Here is a 15,339-nt window from a genome sequence, read left to right on the forward strand (position 1 = left end):
GGCTCCTAGGACGTCTGCTGTACGTTGCCGCGGCGCTCCGGTACCCCGGTATGCTCGAAACAGATCCGTGCCAGTTCCGCGACGCCCTCCCGGATCATGTGCTCGGCCGGCAGGGCGAAACACAGCCGCATGTAGCTCTTGGCGGCGTCCGGATCGCAGGCCCATTCCGGCCCCGGATTGAAGGCGACGCCCTGATCCAGCGCCGACTGGGCGAAGGTCCTGACGTCGACATGGTCGGGCAGCTTCAGCCACAGGAAGATCCCGCCCTTCGGCACGAACAGTTCCGCCGACGTGCCGAATTCCCGCTCCAGCGACTCCACCATCACGTCCAGCTTGCGGCGCAGCGCGGCCTTCAGGCTCGCCACGTGCTGATCGAACGTCGCACCGAAATATTCGGCGATGACCATCTGCTCGATCGCCGGAGACCCGGCATCGGTCTTGCGGGCGAGCACGCGCGACAGCACGTCCCAGCCGCCAACGACGTAGCCGACCCGGAGCGCGGGCGCCAGCGACTTGGAGAACGAGCCGATATGGACGACGCGCGAGGGATCGAGCGCGTAGAGCGCCGGCGGCTGGCCCTCCTCCCAGGCGAGATCGGTGTAGCACTCGTCCTCGATGATCGGCACGCCGTACTCGGCGGACAGCGCCAGCAGCTGCCGGCGTCGCGCGAGCGGCATTACCGATCCGGTCGGGTTCTGCACCGTCGGTATGGTGTAGATGAACTTCGGCGTCACGCCGCGCCCGGCGAGGTCCTTCAGGATGGTCTCGAGCGCGTCCATGCGGATGCCGTCCGAATCGAGCGGCGCGCCGATCACCTCGACGCCGAGGCGCTGGAGCTTGCCGATCGCCCCGCCATAGGTGAAGTCCTCCAAGATCGCGGTGTCGCCGGCGTCCAGGAAGGTCGCGTTGACCAGATCCATGCCCTGCAGCGAGCCGGAGGTGAGGACCACGTCATCCGCGGTGCAGCTGATGCCGCGCGTCGCGCCGAGCTTGCGGGCGACGAAGTCGCGCAGCGGCCGATACCCCTGCGGGCCGTCGCCGAGGTGATACATGGCCAGCCGCGCCCCGTTCTCGCGAATGGCCCTGGCGGCCGCCTCGGCAAGCGCCTCGGTGGGGACCTGGGCGGGATCGTTGTGGCCGTAGACGAAATTGTATTTCGGCAGGCCGGTGAATCGCGCCGCCGGCTCCGGGCCGTTCGCGCTGAACGCGTCCTTGTACCTGAACTCGGTCATGGCCGTACTCCCCCTCTACCGGCCGGGCGGTCTGCGCCGCCTCGACCTCGCTGCATGTCAGATCTTGCGCGGCGCGCCGTGTCGTCAGGCGACCCGGTCGCCCTTCTTCACCTGCACCGTGCGGTTGTCGACGCCCGGCAGCATGTGCGCGGGATCGCGGGTAACGACGATGTCGATCAACGTCGGCCCGCTCGCACCCGAAATGCCCTGCCGCAGCGCACCGGCGATGTCGGCCGGGTCCTCGACGCGGATGCCGGTGCAGCCGAGCGACTCAGCGACGCGGGCATAGTTGACCTCGGCGAGGTCGCTCGACTGGTAGCTGCCCGCGCCATACATCAGGTGCTGCAGCGCCTTCACGTAGCCGGACGCCGCGTTGTTGACGACGATGACGGTGAGCGGCAGCTTGAGCCGGCGCGCCGTTTCCAGCTCTCCCATCACCATATTGAAGCCGCCGTCACCGGTCAGCCCCACGACGGGACGGCCGGGCGCGGCGAGCGCACAGCCCATGGCACCGGGCAGGCCGTAGCCGATCGAGGCAAAGCCGCGATCGGGCACGAAGCCGCGACCGGCCTGCTTGGTATCGTAGAGCAGCCCGCCCCAATGCGCGGCGAATCCGCCATCGGCGACGAGAATGCCGTCTGCCGGCATCGCCGCGTTCAGCTCGTTCAGCAGCCGCGCCATGTTGATCGGCCGTTCGTCGGAGGTCAGGCGCGCCTCGACCGACCCGCGCCACTCGGCCATCTTCGTCGCGACCTCGTCGGCATATCCCTGCTGGCGCGCGCGGATCGCATCCGCCTCGCCGGCAAGTTCCAGGGCCAGGTCGCGCAGGCCCTCGCGGGCGTCACCCCACAGCCTGAGCGTCGGCTGGAAGGTACGGCCGAATTCCTCGGCCACGTTATCGAGATGGATCACGGTCTTGCCGGCGGCCGGCACGGTGTACCGCTTGGTCGCGATCTCGCCCAGCTTGCAACCGACGACCAGCAGGCAGTCGGAGGCATCGATCAGCGCATTGGCGATGCGGTCGTATCGCCCGAAGAGGCCGGCATTGAGCGGGTCGGAACAGGCGATCGCGCCCTTGCCGGTCATGGTGTGGGCGACCGGAAGGTTGATCGCGTGCGCCAGCGCTTCCGCCGCCGCCGTGGCGCCGCTGATATGGACGCCGCCGCCGCACAGCATCAGCGGCCGTTTGGCGCCGGCGAGCATCGCCGAGGCGCGCGTAAGGTCTTCCGAGGCGGGACGGCAGCGCAGCGACGGGGCCATCGATATCCCGGGGTCGACCGCGAACTCCGCGTCGTCGAAGGGGTGGGTGCCGTGGCAGACATCCTCGGGCACGTCCACGACGACGGGGCCGGGCCGCCCGGACGTCGCGACCTGGAACGCGCGGCGGACGAGCTCGGGGATGCGCTCGACCATCTCGATGCGGATCAGTTCCTTGCAGGCCGGGCGCAGGATCTCGATCTGCCGGGTCTCCTGCGTCATGTTCTTCCAGGCGTGCATGCGGTGGGTGTCGCCGACGAAGACGACGAGCGGCGAGCCGGCGTTGAGCGCCTCGACGAGACCGGTGACGAGGTTGGTGGCGCCGGGCCCCAGCGTGGCGTCGCAGACGCCGACGCGGCCGGAAACCTTGGCATAGGCGTCGGCGATGAACACCGCGCAACGCTCGTCGTTGATCAGGTTGTGATCGAGCCCGATCCGCCGCGCCGCGTCGTAGAAGGGCAGGAGCTGGAAGCCGCCCATGCCGAACATCGGCCCGGTGCCGCAGGCCTTCAGCATGCGGGCCATCGCCTCGCCGCCGGTCATCTCGTTGGAACTCACCGCACTTCTCCTACGCGTATTGAAGGCATGTCACACCCGGTAGCCCAGCATCTTGGGCAGCCACAGGGCGATTTCCGGAAACAGGATGACGAGCAGCATCGCGGTGCCCATCGTCAGCATGAGCCAGAGGATCCAAGGCACCGTCGCCTCGATCGGCACCCGCGCGATGCGCGCGGTGACCATCAGGTTGACGGCGACCGGCGGCGTGAACTGGCCGATGGCGATGTTCATGGCCATCAGCACGCCGAACCAGGTGAGGTTCCACTGGAAGGCGATCGCGATCGGCACCAGCAGCGGCAGCGTGATCAGGTAGATCGACACGCCATCGAGGATCATGCCGGCGACCAGCAGTACCGCCATCACCAGGATCAGCACCACCAGGCCGGAGTCGCTCACCGCCAGGATCGATTGCGCCGCGTGGTCGAAGGCGCCCAGCGTCGAGCCTGCCCAGGCGAACAGGCCGGCCAGCGAGATGATGACCATGATCACCGCCGAGGTCTCGGCGCTGTCGGCGAGCACCGACCAGACATCGCGCCAGCCCATCTTGCGATAGATCAGGACGCCGACGAGGAAGCCGTAGGCGACCGCCACTGCGGCGGCTTCCGTCGGCGTGAACAGGCCCGAGCGCAGGCCGCCGAGGATGATCACCGGCGCGAGCAGGCCGGGAACCGCCTGCCACAGGCTTTTCCAGAACTCGGGCCGTTCCGCGAGCTCTTGCGCGCCGAAATCGTGCCGCCGGCTCAGGATCAGCGTCGGCAGGATCACCGCGGCGCCCGCCAACACGCCCGGGACGAGCCCGGCGGCGAACAGCGCCCGCAGATCCATGCCCGGCACCAGGATCGAATAGACGATCAGCGCGATCGACGGCGGGATCAGGATCGCGGTCGAAGCCGAGGCGGCGATGACGCTGGCCGAGAATTCGCGCGGATAGCCGGCCTTCATCATCGACGGGATCATGATGGTGGCGACGGCGGCGGCATCGGCCGGGCCGGACCCCGACATCCCCCCCATGATCATGCACACGAGCGTGGCGACGACCGCGAGCCCGCCGCGGCGCGGACCGACGATCGCCTGGGCGAAGGTAACGAGCCGGCCGGCGACGCCGGAGCGCTCGAACACCATGCCGGTCAGAATGAACAGCGGGATCGCGATCAGCGGATATTTCGCGATCGAGGTGTAGGTATTGGTGCCGATCATCGCCACCGTCTGCAGATCGAGGCCGACGGCGACGGCCGCCGCGCCCGCGAGCCCCAGCGCCACGGCGATCGGCGTGCCGATGGCGAGGAGAAGGACGAAGACCCCGATCAGGATGAAATTCGCCGCGATCATGACGCCGTGCCCCTGAGCGTGGCGATCAGCCGGCCGAGGATCCTGAGCAGGATCACGATGCCCAGGATCGGCAGCCAGATCGTGTAGATCCAGGTCGGATAGCCGAGCCCCGGCGAAGTCTCGCCGTAGCGGAACTCGTCCCAGCTGAGCTCACCCGAGTACCAGACCACCAGGGCGAACATGAGGAACGAGGCAAGCGCGGCGATCACCTCGCAGGCGAGCCGGCCGCGCGGCGACAGCCTGTCGGCGAGAAAGGTGATGCGGATGTTCTCGTTCGTGGCGAAGGCGAGCGAGGCGCCGACGAAGGTCATGAACACCAGCAGGAAGACGGAAAATTCCTCGGTGAAGGCGAAGGAGACGTCGGTGGCGTAGCGCACCACCACGTTGGCGAAGCTGATCAGGCAGATCAGCCCCATGGCGACGGCGCCCGCCGCGCGCTCGAGCGAGATAGGCACCCGCGCGTGGTTCGCGCTGGGCTTCTCGGGGAGGTCTGCGCCGGTGTCTGACACGGGTCCGCGCCTTGTTCGACAGGAAAGGAGGCGGGCGCTGGCGCGCCCGCTTCCGTCGTCCGATCAGCGGTTGGCGATCGACTCTTCGGCCATTTCGACGATTTCCGGGCCGATCTTTTCCTTCCAGTCGGCGTAGACGCCCCGGGTCGCGTCGACGAAGGCCTGGCGCTCTTCCGGCGTCAGCTCGATCACCTCGACGCCGAGCGCGCGGACTTCCTCGATGGCGGAATTGTCGCCACCGGTCAGGCCCTTGCGCGCGACCTCGATGCCGACCGCGCCGGCATCCAGCGCCGCCTGGCGGACGATGGCCTGGTCCTCGGGCGAGAACGAATTCCAGACGTCCTGATTGACCGCGAAGATCAGCGGATCGGCGACGTAGTGCCACAGCGTCAGGTTCGTCTGTCCGATCTCATGCATCTTGGCGATGGTGAAGACCGACAGCGGGTTCTCCTGTCCGTCGACGGCACCCGTCGTCAGAGCCGGCTTGGCGTCGGCCCAGCTCATCTGGGTCGGGTTGGCGCCGAGCGCGGTGAAGGTGTCGTTGAACAGCGGCGAACCGACGACGCGCATCTTCAGGCCCTTGAGGTCGTCAGGCGTGCGGATCGGATGCTTGGAGTTCGACACCTCGCGATAGCCATTCTCCGCCCAGCCGAGCGGCTCGACGCCGTTCTCGCGCAGGATCGCGAACAGCTTCTCGCCGACGGGACCCTGGGTCAGCACGTCGATCGACTCGTAGTCGGGCATCAGGAACGGCAGCGAGAAGAGATTCAGTTCCTTGATCTGCGGCGACCAGTTGATCGTCGAGCCCACGGCCATGTCGATGATGCCGCGACGCATCGCGGTGAATTCCTTGGTCTGGTCACCGGACACGAGCTGGGCACCCGGATAGACCTTCATCTTGATGCGGCCGTCGGTGCGCTCGCCGACGAGCTCGGCCCATTTCTCCGCCGCGATACCCCACGGGAACGGCGCCGGCACGACGGTCGAGATCTTGTACTCTTCCTTGTACTCGGCAGCTGCCGGCATCGCCGTCAGGGCGGCCAGGCCGGCAAGCAGAGCGACTTTCAAGATACGCATGAGCATTCTCCCTTCCTTGGTACGTTTTTTACCTGTTGATACGGGTCACGAGATCGCGCGCGGCAGCCGCGACGGCGTCCGCGGTGACCCGCACCTCGTCCTCGAGCGGCGGGGCATAGCTGATCGGGATGCGCGGCGCGCCGAGCCGCCGCACCGGCGCCTTCAGGACGCCGTGCAGAGCCTCGGCAACGGTGGCCGCGACCTCCGCGCCGAATCCGGCGACCGAGACCGACTCCTGGACGACCAGGAGCCGACCCGTCGTCTCCACGCTTTTCAGCACCGCGGCCTTGTCCCAGGGCCATAATGTGCGCAGATCGATGACGTCGGCCTCGACGCCCTCGCCCGACAGCGTTTTCGCGGCCTCCTCGGCCGTATGCACCGCCGCCGACCACGAAACGATCGTGACGTCCCTGCCTTCGCGAACCGTGCGTGCCTTGCCGAAGTCGACCACGACGTCGCCGTCCGGCACCTCGCCCTCGAGAGGCCACAGGTTCTTGTGTTCCATGAACACGACCGGATCGTCGCAGCGGATCGCGGCTTTCAACAGCCCCTTGGCGTCGGCCGGCGTCGACGGCACCGCGACGACGAGGCCGGGAATATGGGCATACCAGGCCTCCAGCGACTGCGAATGCTGCGCCGCGGACGAGCGCCACATGCCGATGGGCTCGCGCACCACGATCGGCACACGCGTCTGGCCGCCGAACATGTAGCGCGCCTTGGCGGCCTGGTTTACGAGTTCGTCGACGGCACACAGGGCGAAGTCGGAGAACCGCATCTCGACGATCGGCCGCGTGCCCGTCATCGCCGCGCCGACGGCGGCGCCCAGGATGCAGGATTCCGAAATCGGCGCGTCCGAGATCCGGTCAGAACCGAACTCGTCGGCCAGGCCCGTGTACTGGCCGAACACGCCGCCCCGGCCGAGGTCCTCGCCGACCGCCCAGACGAGCGGATCCCGGCGCATTTCCTCCGCGACCGCCTGGCGGCCGGCTTCGATGTAGCTGACACGGGCCATCAGAACGCCTCCTCGCGCGGATCGCCGATATCCTGGACGTCGGCGAAAGCGAGGGCGGTTTCGGGCCACTCGGTTGCCTTTGCGGTTTCGTAGGCCTGCGTCATCTCCGCTTCCGCCGCCCGGTGCATCGCGTCGAGTTCGTCCGGCGCGACCCCGGCGCGGACAAGCGCATTGCGGACAGTCTCGATCGGATCGTTGAGCCAGCGTTCCTGCACTTCCTCCTCGGCCCGGTAGGGCGCGGGATCCGCGCTGGTGTGGCCGGTAAGGCGGTAGGTGTTCGCCAGAAGGAACCGCGGCGTGCCCCGGCGTGCCTCCTCGATCAGCGAACGCGCGATCTCGTCGACCGCCACGACGTCGTTGCCATCGACGATCTCGGCCTTGATGCCGATCGATTCCGCCCGCGCCGCAGGGCCCCCGCCGGCGGTCATCGCATGGGTGCGCGTCGTTGCCGCGAAGCCGTTGTCCTCGCAAACAAACACGATCGGCAGCTTGAACACGCCGGCCCAGTTCAGCCCCTCAAGGAAGGGGCCGCGATTGATCGCGCCGTCGCCGAAGAAACAGACGACGACCTTGTCCTCGCCCTTCAGCTTGATCGCGTGCGCCGCACCGGCGGCGATGTTGATATTGGCGGCGACGACGCCGTTGGCGCCCAGCATGCCGACCGAGAAATCGGCGATATGCATCGAACCGCCCTTGCCGCCGCTGGTGCCGCCGGCCCGACCGAACAGCTCGCGCATCATGGCGAGCGCATCGGCGCCCTTGGCCATGGTGTGGCCATGACCGCGATGGGTCGACAGGATGATGTCGTCGCGCTTCAGGTTTCCGCAGACGCCGACGGCGACCGCTTCCTGTCCGATGGAGGGATGAATGGCGCCCAGGACCAGTTTCTCGGTCGACGCCGTGATCGCAGCGCGCTCGAACTCACGGATCCGGCACATCTCGCCGAACTGCGCCTTCAGGCGCTCGATGTTCAGATTGGAGGCACGTGTGGATTGGCCAGCCGGCACCCTTGGAGTCTCCCTGTCCCTGCCACGCCAACGCATCCGAACCGCGTAGCGTGAATTACTGTCGATCGCCTCCGATCAATGTCCGCGTCCGGTCTCGAACGCGACGCACATCTCGCCAGGCGAACGGTTGTTTTTGGATCGTATTTTCAGCTGAAGTCCACGAAGAGCGATTTTCTTCGCGTTTTCCCGCCAGTGTCCGTTGTCCTCCAATCCGTCTCGTATTCGTTTTCATGTCGAGCTCGGAATTTGTTCCGTATCGCGGAACTTATTTAAAATAAAATGGAACATTCTTGCGGTCAAGCAGTCGTTGCACTCCCCTTCGGATCGAGAGGCCCGACATCATATCCGGGCGCGCAGTATTGAAGCGCCGCGGGATCACCGCGCCCTTTGCGCGAGCTTCGATAACTCGGCCGCCCCTCGAATTCTCCGCAATTGTTACGGTGAACGCATCCAGCTCTGCAGTAGCGTGCACCCCACCGGACTTTGCGCCCTGGCCAGAGCAGACGGCAGTGGGCCAAAGCGCCGGGGCTTGACCTTGACAGGGACCCATGACCGCCCATCAGTACTTCTGCAGAAGCGAAAACCGGATCGCGAAGACTGGAAGACAGATGCGAATAGGCAAGCAAGACAAAGCCTTTACGGCGATCGCCACCTCGGATGAACACGCGATCACCGTTCGCGGGAACGATCTGTGCAACGATCTGATCGGCAAGATCGATTTCACCGACTATTTCTGGCTGCTGGTCACCGGCAAGCGTCCCGACGACAAACAGCGCCTCGTGACAAACGCCTGTCTCGTCGCGATCGCCGAACATGGTTTGGTTCCCAGCGTCCAGGCCGCGCGCATGACTCTTGCGGCCGCGCCCGAAGCCTGGCAGGGCGCCATGTCCGCCGGCCTGCTCGGCATGGGATCGGTCGTCGCCGGCAGCTCCGAGGCGGCGGGGCGCTATCTCGCCGATATCCTGGAGAAAAGCCGCGGCAGCGGTCGCGATATCGAAGATGTCTGCCGCGAGACGTTGCTGGAGCTGAAGGCGGCACGTCGGAAAGTCCCCGGGCTCGGTCATCCGCAGCACAGCGCCGGCGACCCGCGCGCCAACGCGCTGCTCACGCTCGCCGACGACAACGGCGTCTCCGGCGACCATGTCCGCACGCTGCGCCTCCTCGGGGAGCTCGCGCCCGCGATCATGGATCGTCCGTTGCCGATAAACGTCTCCGGCGCGATCCCCGCACTGATGCTGGACGCCGGCTGGCCGCTGGAGGCGCTCAAGGGCGTGCCGCTGCTTGCCCGGGCCGCCGGCCTTGTCGCGCATCTCTACGAGGAATCCCAACGCTCCATCGGCTTCATCATGTCCCATGAGGCCGACAAGGCGATCGGCTACGACGGAGCGAAATCCGACGCCCCGGGGAAGTCGGGGTCTTGAGATCGGCCGAGGCGCCGCGCGAAATCGTCGTCCTCCGCGGCCGGCACGTCCGTACCGACATCGTAATCGAGAGGTTCTGTGTGCCGGATCAGCCTTTGCGCACGGCTTCGACATGGCGGGCGAAATCCGGCGTCGCCATCAGCGCCTTGCAGCGCTCGAACCGGTTGATGGAATAGGCCCAGAAATCCTCGACCGGGTTTTTGTTGGCGTGCTGGATCAAGCCCCACAGCGTCCAGAGCAAGTCGCACATCGCCTTGTAGATGACCATGCGGCCGCGATCGACCTGCGTCGCCGGACCGTCGAAATAGGCTTCGATCAGCCGGCGGTCCATGTCGGCGTCAAAGCCGCCTTCGACCGAAAGGTCGCCCAGATCCCACATCGGGTCGTTCATGCCGGAATATTCCCAGTCGACGATCCACATCGTGTCGCCGGTATCGAGGAAATTCTCGCACAGCGGATCGCAGTGGCACGGGGCCAGCGGCAGCGGATGCGCCGACAAGGCCTGGCGGACCGTCTCGGCGTCCGCCACGACGTCGTGATAGCCGTCCGGCACTGCGGCACCGAGTCGTTTCAGGTGGCCGAGATACTCGTCGATCATCGAGAACAGCTCGAAGCGGAAGTCGAACCGGCCCGCGTTGTCGTGCAGTTTCCGGAACGCCCTGCCGGCCCGCTCGACGGCGCCCGGCGTCGTCGCGAACAGGTCGGCGCTCATGGTTGTCGAGCGATCGACATACTGGGTGACCATGACACCATCGGCGCCGAAGTGAACCACCCCCGGCGACACCCCGGCGGCAGCCGCAGCTATCGCGTTGGTTTCCTCCACCTTGCGGTCGATATACTCGGAGGTTCCCTCGCCGGGCAGGCGCAGGCAGTAGCGTTCGCCGTCGAGATCCACCTGGAACACCAGATTGGTGAGCCCGCCGAGCCGCGTGAGCGAGGCCGCCGCGACGTCTTTCCCGGCAAAGGCGGGAATGCCGGAAAGCGCCGTCCGGACCGCGTCGGTTTCGCTCATGGTGCCCCCTTTTCTGCTAGCTCTTCAGTCGTTCCGATTTCGGATCATGCAGCGTGCGCGGACCGCGGGTCGCGGGATAGCTCCTGCCGTAGGCCTCGACGACGAAGTCGGTCGCCCGGGCCAGCGCGGCCGGCACGTAGGCGAAGGCGATGGTCCTGCCGACCGTGTAGCCGTAGCCGGCGCTCGTCGTGGTGCCGACGACCGCGCCCTCGCAAAGAACCGCCTCGCCGCCTATCAGCGGCGCATAGCCGTCGACGGTGAGCGTCACGAGCCGCCGCGACGGGCCGTCCGCCTTGATCCGCGCCAGCGCCTCGCGGCCGATGAAATCGCCCTTGTCGAGCGCGACGCAGAAGCCGAGCCCCGCCTCGTAGGGGTTGGTGTCCGGCGTCACCTCGGCCGACCAGTAGACATAGCCTTTCTCCAGCCTGAGCGACTCGATCGCCCGGTATCCGACATCGGCGATGCCGTGCTTTTCGCCAGCGTTGCGAAGGGTTTGGTAGACATGCGGCGCCTGTTCGGACGGAACATGCAGCTCCCAGCCGAGTTCGCCGACATAGCCGATGCGGGCCGCACGGACGCGGCCGAGGCCGATCTCGATGTCGCGCACGGCGAGATACGGGAAGGCCTCGTTCGATACGTCGTCGTCCGTGGTCTCCTGCAACACGCACCGCGCCTTCGGGCCGACGAGGTTGATGACGGCGTAGGCCGAGGTCACGTCGCGAAGCTGCACCGCACCGTCGCCGGGCAGATGGCGTGCGATCCAGCCGGAATCCCGCACGCCGAACTGGCTGCCGGTGACGATATAGAAGCGCTCCGCGTCCAGGCGCATGATCGTGAGGTCGGCTTCGACGCCGGCTCGGTCGTTGCAAAGTTGGGTATAGACGCAGGTACCGTCGGCTCTATCGAGGTCGTTGGCGGCGATGCGCTGCAGTGCGGCGAAGGCGCCGGAACCGGTCACCTCGAACTTGGAGAACGACGTCTGGTCGATCAGCGCGACACCCTCGCGCACGGCGGCATGCTCGCGGCCGACCGCCTCGAACCAGCCCGGCTTGTGCTCGAAGCTCGGGGTCTCGGACGCGGCCACCGCGCTGGTATCGAACCACAGCGGCCGCTCCCACCCGGCCTTGGAGCCGTGCACCGCCTTGTTCGCCGTCAGGAGATGGTGGATCGGGCTCAGGCGTCCGCCGCGCGCCGAGTGCAGTTCCGCGCCCGGCCAGTGGATCGCATAGTAATCGCCATAGGCTTCGCTCGACCGCTGCGCCAGATACCGCCGGTTGGCCTGATGCGGCGAGAACCGGCGCACGTCGAAGGGCCACAGGTCCATGCCCGGATCGCCGTGCAGGATCCAGTTGGCCATCGCCTCGCCCGCCCCGCCGGACGCGGCGATGCCGGCGGTGAAGCCGCAGGCGACGTAGAAATTGTCGCGCTCGGGCGCGAGGCCCATGACCGGCTCACCGTCGGCCGACACCGGGATCGGCCCGTTGATGACGGTCTGGATGCCGATCTCGTTCAGGATCGGCAGCCGCTCGGCGGCGGGCAGCATGAACAGCTCCAGCCGGTCGAGGGCCTCGGGAAACAGTTCGCGGCCGAAGTCGAACGGCACGCCCTGCGGCCAGCACGCCGGCGCCCCCTGCTCCCAGCCGCCGATGGCGAACGCCTTCACGTCCGGCTTCAGGTAGAAGATGCGGTCGGGGTCGCGGAACGTCGGCGTCTCTGCGGTGACGTCGATCTTCTTCTCGGTGACGACGTACTGATGCTCGACCGCGCCGGCGGCCAGCGCGACGCCGGCCATCTCGCCGATCCTCTTGGCCCAGATGCCGGCCGCGTTGACGACGATCTCGCAGGCGATGGTTCCGTGGTCGGTGACGACGCCGGTGATGCGCCGCCCCTCCCGCTCGAAGCCGGTGACCAGAACGCCTTCGCGGATCCTCACGCCGCCGGCCCGCGCCACCTTCGCGTAGGCCTGCGTCAGCGCATAGGGGTCGATATAGCCGTCGCTGGGGATCCAGGCGGCACCGACCACGCCGTCGCCCGTCATCCAGGGAAAGCGCTCCATCGCCTCGCGCGGCGCGATCTCGTGGGCCTCGAAGCCGAAGCCCTTGGCCTGGGTCAGCGAGCGCCGGATCTCGGCGAGCCGTTCGTCGCTCGCGGCGATGCGCAGCGAGCCGGCCTTCTTCCAGTCGATGGCCTGGCCGGATTCGGCTTCCAGCCGGTCGTAGACCGCGACCGAGTTCTGCATCAGCCGCGTCAGGTTCTTCTTCGACCGCAGCTGGCCGACGAGCCCAGCCGCGTGCCATGTCGACCCGTGGGTGAGCTGCGCCTTTTCCAGCAGTACCACGTCGCGCTCGCCGGCGCGGGCCAGATGATAGGCGATGGCGCAGCCGATCGCGCCGCCGCCGATGATGACGATGCGGGCCTGGGTATCGCTCATCTCACGCCTTCACCCGGCTCATGGCCGGATCGTAGAGCGGCTGCAGGAACAGCCTGGCGGGAACGCGCTCGGTCGCGACCTCCAGCTCGTAGGCGCCCGACGCCACATAGGCCTCGTCGACGCCGTCGGGGTTGCGGACATAGCCGTACCCGATCGACTGGCCGACCGTGTAGCCGTAGCCGCCGCTGGTCAGCCAGCCGACGCGCTCGCCGTCGCGATAGATGGTCTCGCGGCCGAGCAGCACGATGGCGGGATCGACCGTGAAACCGGCAAGCAGCTTCTTCAGCGGCGCCCGACCCTGCGCGTCGAGCGCCTCGCGGCCGAGGAACGGCTGGTTGGACTTCAGCTTCACCGCCCAGCCGAGCCCGGCTTCCAGCGGCGTGTGGTCCGGGCCGATGTCGGAGCCCCAGGCGCGGTAGCCCTTCTCCAGGCGCAGCGACTCGATGGCGCGATACCCGGCCGGGCGCACGCCCAGGTCGCCGCCCCGGTCCATCAGCGCCTCGTAGACATTGACGACATACTCGGTGGGAACATGCAGTTCCCAGCCGAGCTCGCCGACATAGGTGACGCGCAGCGCCATCACCGGCGCCCCGGCGATGCCGATCTCGCGCACCGTGCCGAAGGGGAAACCGTCATTGGAGAGATCGTCGCGCGTCAGCCGCGACAGCAGCGTGCGCGCATTCGGCCCCATGACCGACAGCACGCCGTAGCCCGAGCTGACGTCGACGACCTGGACGTTGAGGCCCGCGGGAATGTTGCGGCGGATCCAGTCGAGATCGTGGGTCGCGAACCCGGTGCCGGTGACGATGTAGTAGCGGTCGGGGCTGAGGCGGGCGACGGTCAGGTCGCATTCGATCCCGCCGCGCGGGTTGAGCATCTGGGTATAGACGAGCCTGCCCGGCGCCCGCGCGACGTTGCCGGCGCAGATCCAGGTGAGCGCGGCCTCCGCGTCCGGGCCGACGACCAGGAACTTGGCGAACGAGGACTGGTCGAAGACGGTCACGGCCTCGCGCGTCGCCGCGTGCTCGCGCCCGACCGCCTCGAACCAGTTCGGCCGGCCGAAGCTGTAGACGTCCTTCGGCGCTTCGCCCGCGGACGGATCGGCGAACCAATTCGGCCGCTCCCAGCCGAGCTTCTCGCCAAAGCAGGCGCCGGCGGCCTTGAGCCGGTCGTAGAGCGCGGAGCGGCGGCAGGGCCGGCCGCTGTCGTGCTCCTCGCCCGGCCAGGCGATGGTGTAGTGCTTGCCGTAGAGCTCGAGCGTGCGCGTGCGCACCCAGTCGGCATCGAAATGCGGGCGACCGAAGCGGCGGATGTCGACCGGCCACAGGTCGAACGGCGGCTCGCCCGCGACGATCCATTCGGCGAGCGCCATGCCGGCGCCGCCGCCGGCGGCGATGCCGAAGGCGTTGAATCCGGCGCCGACGAAGAAGCCATGCTGTTCCGGCGCCTCGCCGAGAATGAAGTTGCCGTCCGGCGTGAAGCTCTCCGGACCGTTCAGGAGTTCCTTGACACCGGCATTGGCCAGCGCCGGCACGCGGCCGAGCGCCAGTTCCATGATGTCGGAGAAGTGGTCCCAGTCGGAATTGAGCAGGGTGAACTCGAAGCCATCGGGAATGCCGTCGTTCGCCCAGGGGATCGGGTTCGGCTCGTAGCCGCCCATGACGAGACCGCCGACCTCCTCCTTGTAGTAGGTCAGGCGGTCGGGATCGCGCAACGTCGGCAGGTTCGCGGCAACGCCATCGATCGCCTCGGTGATCAGATATTGGTGCTGGACCGAGACGAGCGGCACGTTGACGCCGGCGAGCCGGCCGATGTCCCGCGCCCACTGCCCGGCGCAGTTGACGACGACCTCGCATTTCACCGTCCCGCGCGGCGTCTCGACACCCCTGATGCGCCCGTCCTCGATCAGGATGCCGGTGACCGGCGTATCCTCGAAGACCGTCACGCCCGACATGCGCGCGCCCCTGGCCAGCGCCTGGGTGATGTCGGACGGGCTCGCCTGGCCGTCGGTCGGCAGGTAGGCGGCGCCGACGAGATCGCCGATATCCATCAGCGGCCAGAGATCCTGCGCCTCCTTCGGCGTCAGCAGGTGCATTTCGAGACCGAAGGAATGGGCCGTCGTCGCCTGGCGGCGCACTTCCGTCCAGCGGTCGGCGTTGCAGGCGAGCCGCAGCCCCCCGTTCATCTTCCAGCCGGTGGCCAGTCCCGTTTCCTCCTCGAGGCGGTCGTAGAGGGCGACGGAATTGCCCAGGAGCTGGGTGATGTTGGCGCTGGTGCGCAGCTGGCCGACGAGCCCGGCCGCGTGCCAGGTCGAGCCCGAGGTGAGCTTGGCACGCTCCAGCACGATCGTATCGGTCCAGCCGAGCTTGCCGAGATGATAGGCGGTGGAGCATCCCACGATGCCCCCGCCGATGACGACGGCTCTTGCTTCTGTCGGCAGGTCAGCCATTGACGCGGTTCCTCAGTCGTAGCGTGGCATCCGGCACGCGGGCCG

The 15,339-nt window shown here is 67.6% G+C and carries 11 protein-coding genes; 1 reads left to right on the forward strand and 10 read right to left on the reverse strand.

All coding sequences use genetic code 11. The features are described 5' to 3' along the window. Positions 1 to 5: 5 nt before the first annotated feature. The 7 genes from MUB46_RS17195 to MUB46_RS17225 all read right to left on the reverse strand — a co-directional run bounded on the left by MUB46_RS17195 (position 6) and on the right by MUB46_RS17225 (position 7,981). Complete coding sequence (locus tag MUB46_RS17195) at positions 6 to 1,232, reverse strand: aminotransferase-like domain-containing protein (protein WP_261617180.1); 1,227 nt, start codon at positions 1,230 to 1,232, stop codon at positions 6 to 8. An 84-nt stretch (positions 1,233 to 1,316) separates the two neighbouring features. After that, entirely contained in the window at positions 1,317 to 3,047 is a 1,731-nt protein-coding gene (locus MUB46_RS17200; RefSeq protein ID WP_261617181.1) for a thiamine pyrophosphate-binding protein, read from the reverse strand. Between the two features lie 30 nt (positions 3,048 to 3,077). Continuing rightward, complete coding sequence (locus tag MUB46_RS17205; protein ID WP_261617182.1) at positions 3,078 to 4,376, reverse strand: TRAP transporter large permease; 1,299 nt, start codon at positions 4,374 to 4,376, stop codon at positions 3,078 to 3,080. Continuing rightward, complete coding sequence (locus tag MUB46_RS17210; RefSeq protein ID WP_261617183.1) at positions 4,373 to 4,885, reverse strand: TRAP transporter small permease; 513 nt, start codon at positions 4,883 to 4,885, stop codon at positions 4,373 to 4,375. Before MUB46_RS17210 ends, MUB46_RS17205 begins: the two co-directional genes overlap by 4 nt. A 63-nt stretch (positions 4,886 to 4,948) precedes the next feature. Next, entirely contained in the window at positions 4,949 to 5,962 is a 1,014-nt protein-coding gene (locus tag MUB46_RS17215; protein ID WP_261617184.1) for a DctP family TRAP transporter solute-binding subunit, read from the reverse strand. A 28-nt stretch (positions 5,963 to 5,990) separates the two neighbouring features. Further along, positions 5,991 to 6,974: an alpha-ketoacid dehydrogenase subunit beta gene (locus tag MUB46_RS17220; protein ID WP_261617185.1), complete on the reverse strand. Its 984-nt coding sequence runs from the start codon at positions 6,972 to 6,974 to the stop codon at positions 5,991 to 5,993. After that, the gene (locus tag MUB46_RS17225; RefSeq protein WP_261617186.1) at positions 6,974 to 7,981 is read right to left on the reverse strand and encodes a thiamine pyrophosphate-dependent dehydrogenase E1 component subunit alpha; all 1,008 of its coding nucleotides are present in this window, start codon (positions 7,979 to 7,981) and stop codon (positions 6,974 to 6,976) included. The genes MUB46_RS17220 and MUB46_RS17225 overlap by 1 nt, the downstream gene beginning before the upstream one ends. A gap of 608 nt (positions 7,982 to 8,589) precedes the next feature. Here MUB46_RS17225 and MUB46_RS17230 point away from each other — a divergent pair. Then, positions 8,590 to 9,402 (forward strand): citryl-CoA lyase, encoded by an 813-nt coding sequence (locus MUB46_RS17230; RefSeq protein WP_261617187.1) that lies wholly within the window; start codon positions 8,590 to 8,592, stop codon positions 9,400 to 9,402. Positions 9,403 to 9,490: 88 nt separating this feature from the next. Here the strand turns inward: MUB46_RS17230 and MUB46_RS17235 are convergent, their stop codons facing one another. The 3 genes from MUB46_RS17235 to MUB46_RS17245 are packed head-to-tail and all read right to left on the reverse strand — an operon-like array spanning position 9,491 to position 15,294. Next, on the reverse strand, positions 9,491 to 10,414 hold the full coding sequence (locus MUB46_RS17235) for a choline kinase family protein (RefSeq protein ID WP_261617188.1): 924 nt from the start codon (positions 10,412 to 10,414) through the stop codon (positions 9,491 to 9,493). Between the two features lie 16 nt (positions 10,415 to 10,430). Then, on the reverse strand, positions 10,431 to 12,845 hold the full coding sequence (locus MUB46_RS17240) for a GcvT family protein (protein ID WP_261617189.1): 2,415 nt from the start codon (positions 12,843 to 12,845) through the stop codon (positions 10,431 to 10,433). Between the two features lies 1 nt (position 12,846). Next, entirely contained in the window at positions 12,847 to 15,294 is a 2,448-nt protein-coding gene (locus MUB46_RS17245) for a GcvT family protein (protein ID WP_261617190.1), read from the reverse strand. Positions 15,295 to 15,339: the final 45 nt, after the last annotated feature.

It is taken from the genome of Microbaculum marinisediminis (assembly GCF_025397915.1).
GTDB lineage: Bacteria > Pseudomonadota > Alphaproteobacteria > Rhizobiales > Tepidamorphaceae > Microbaculum > Microbaculum marinisediminis.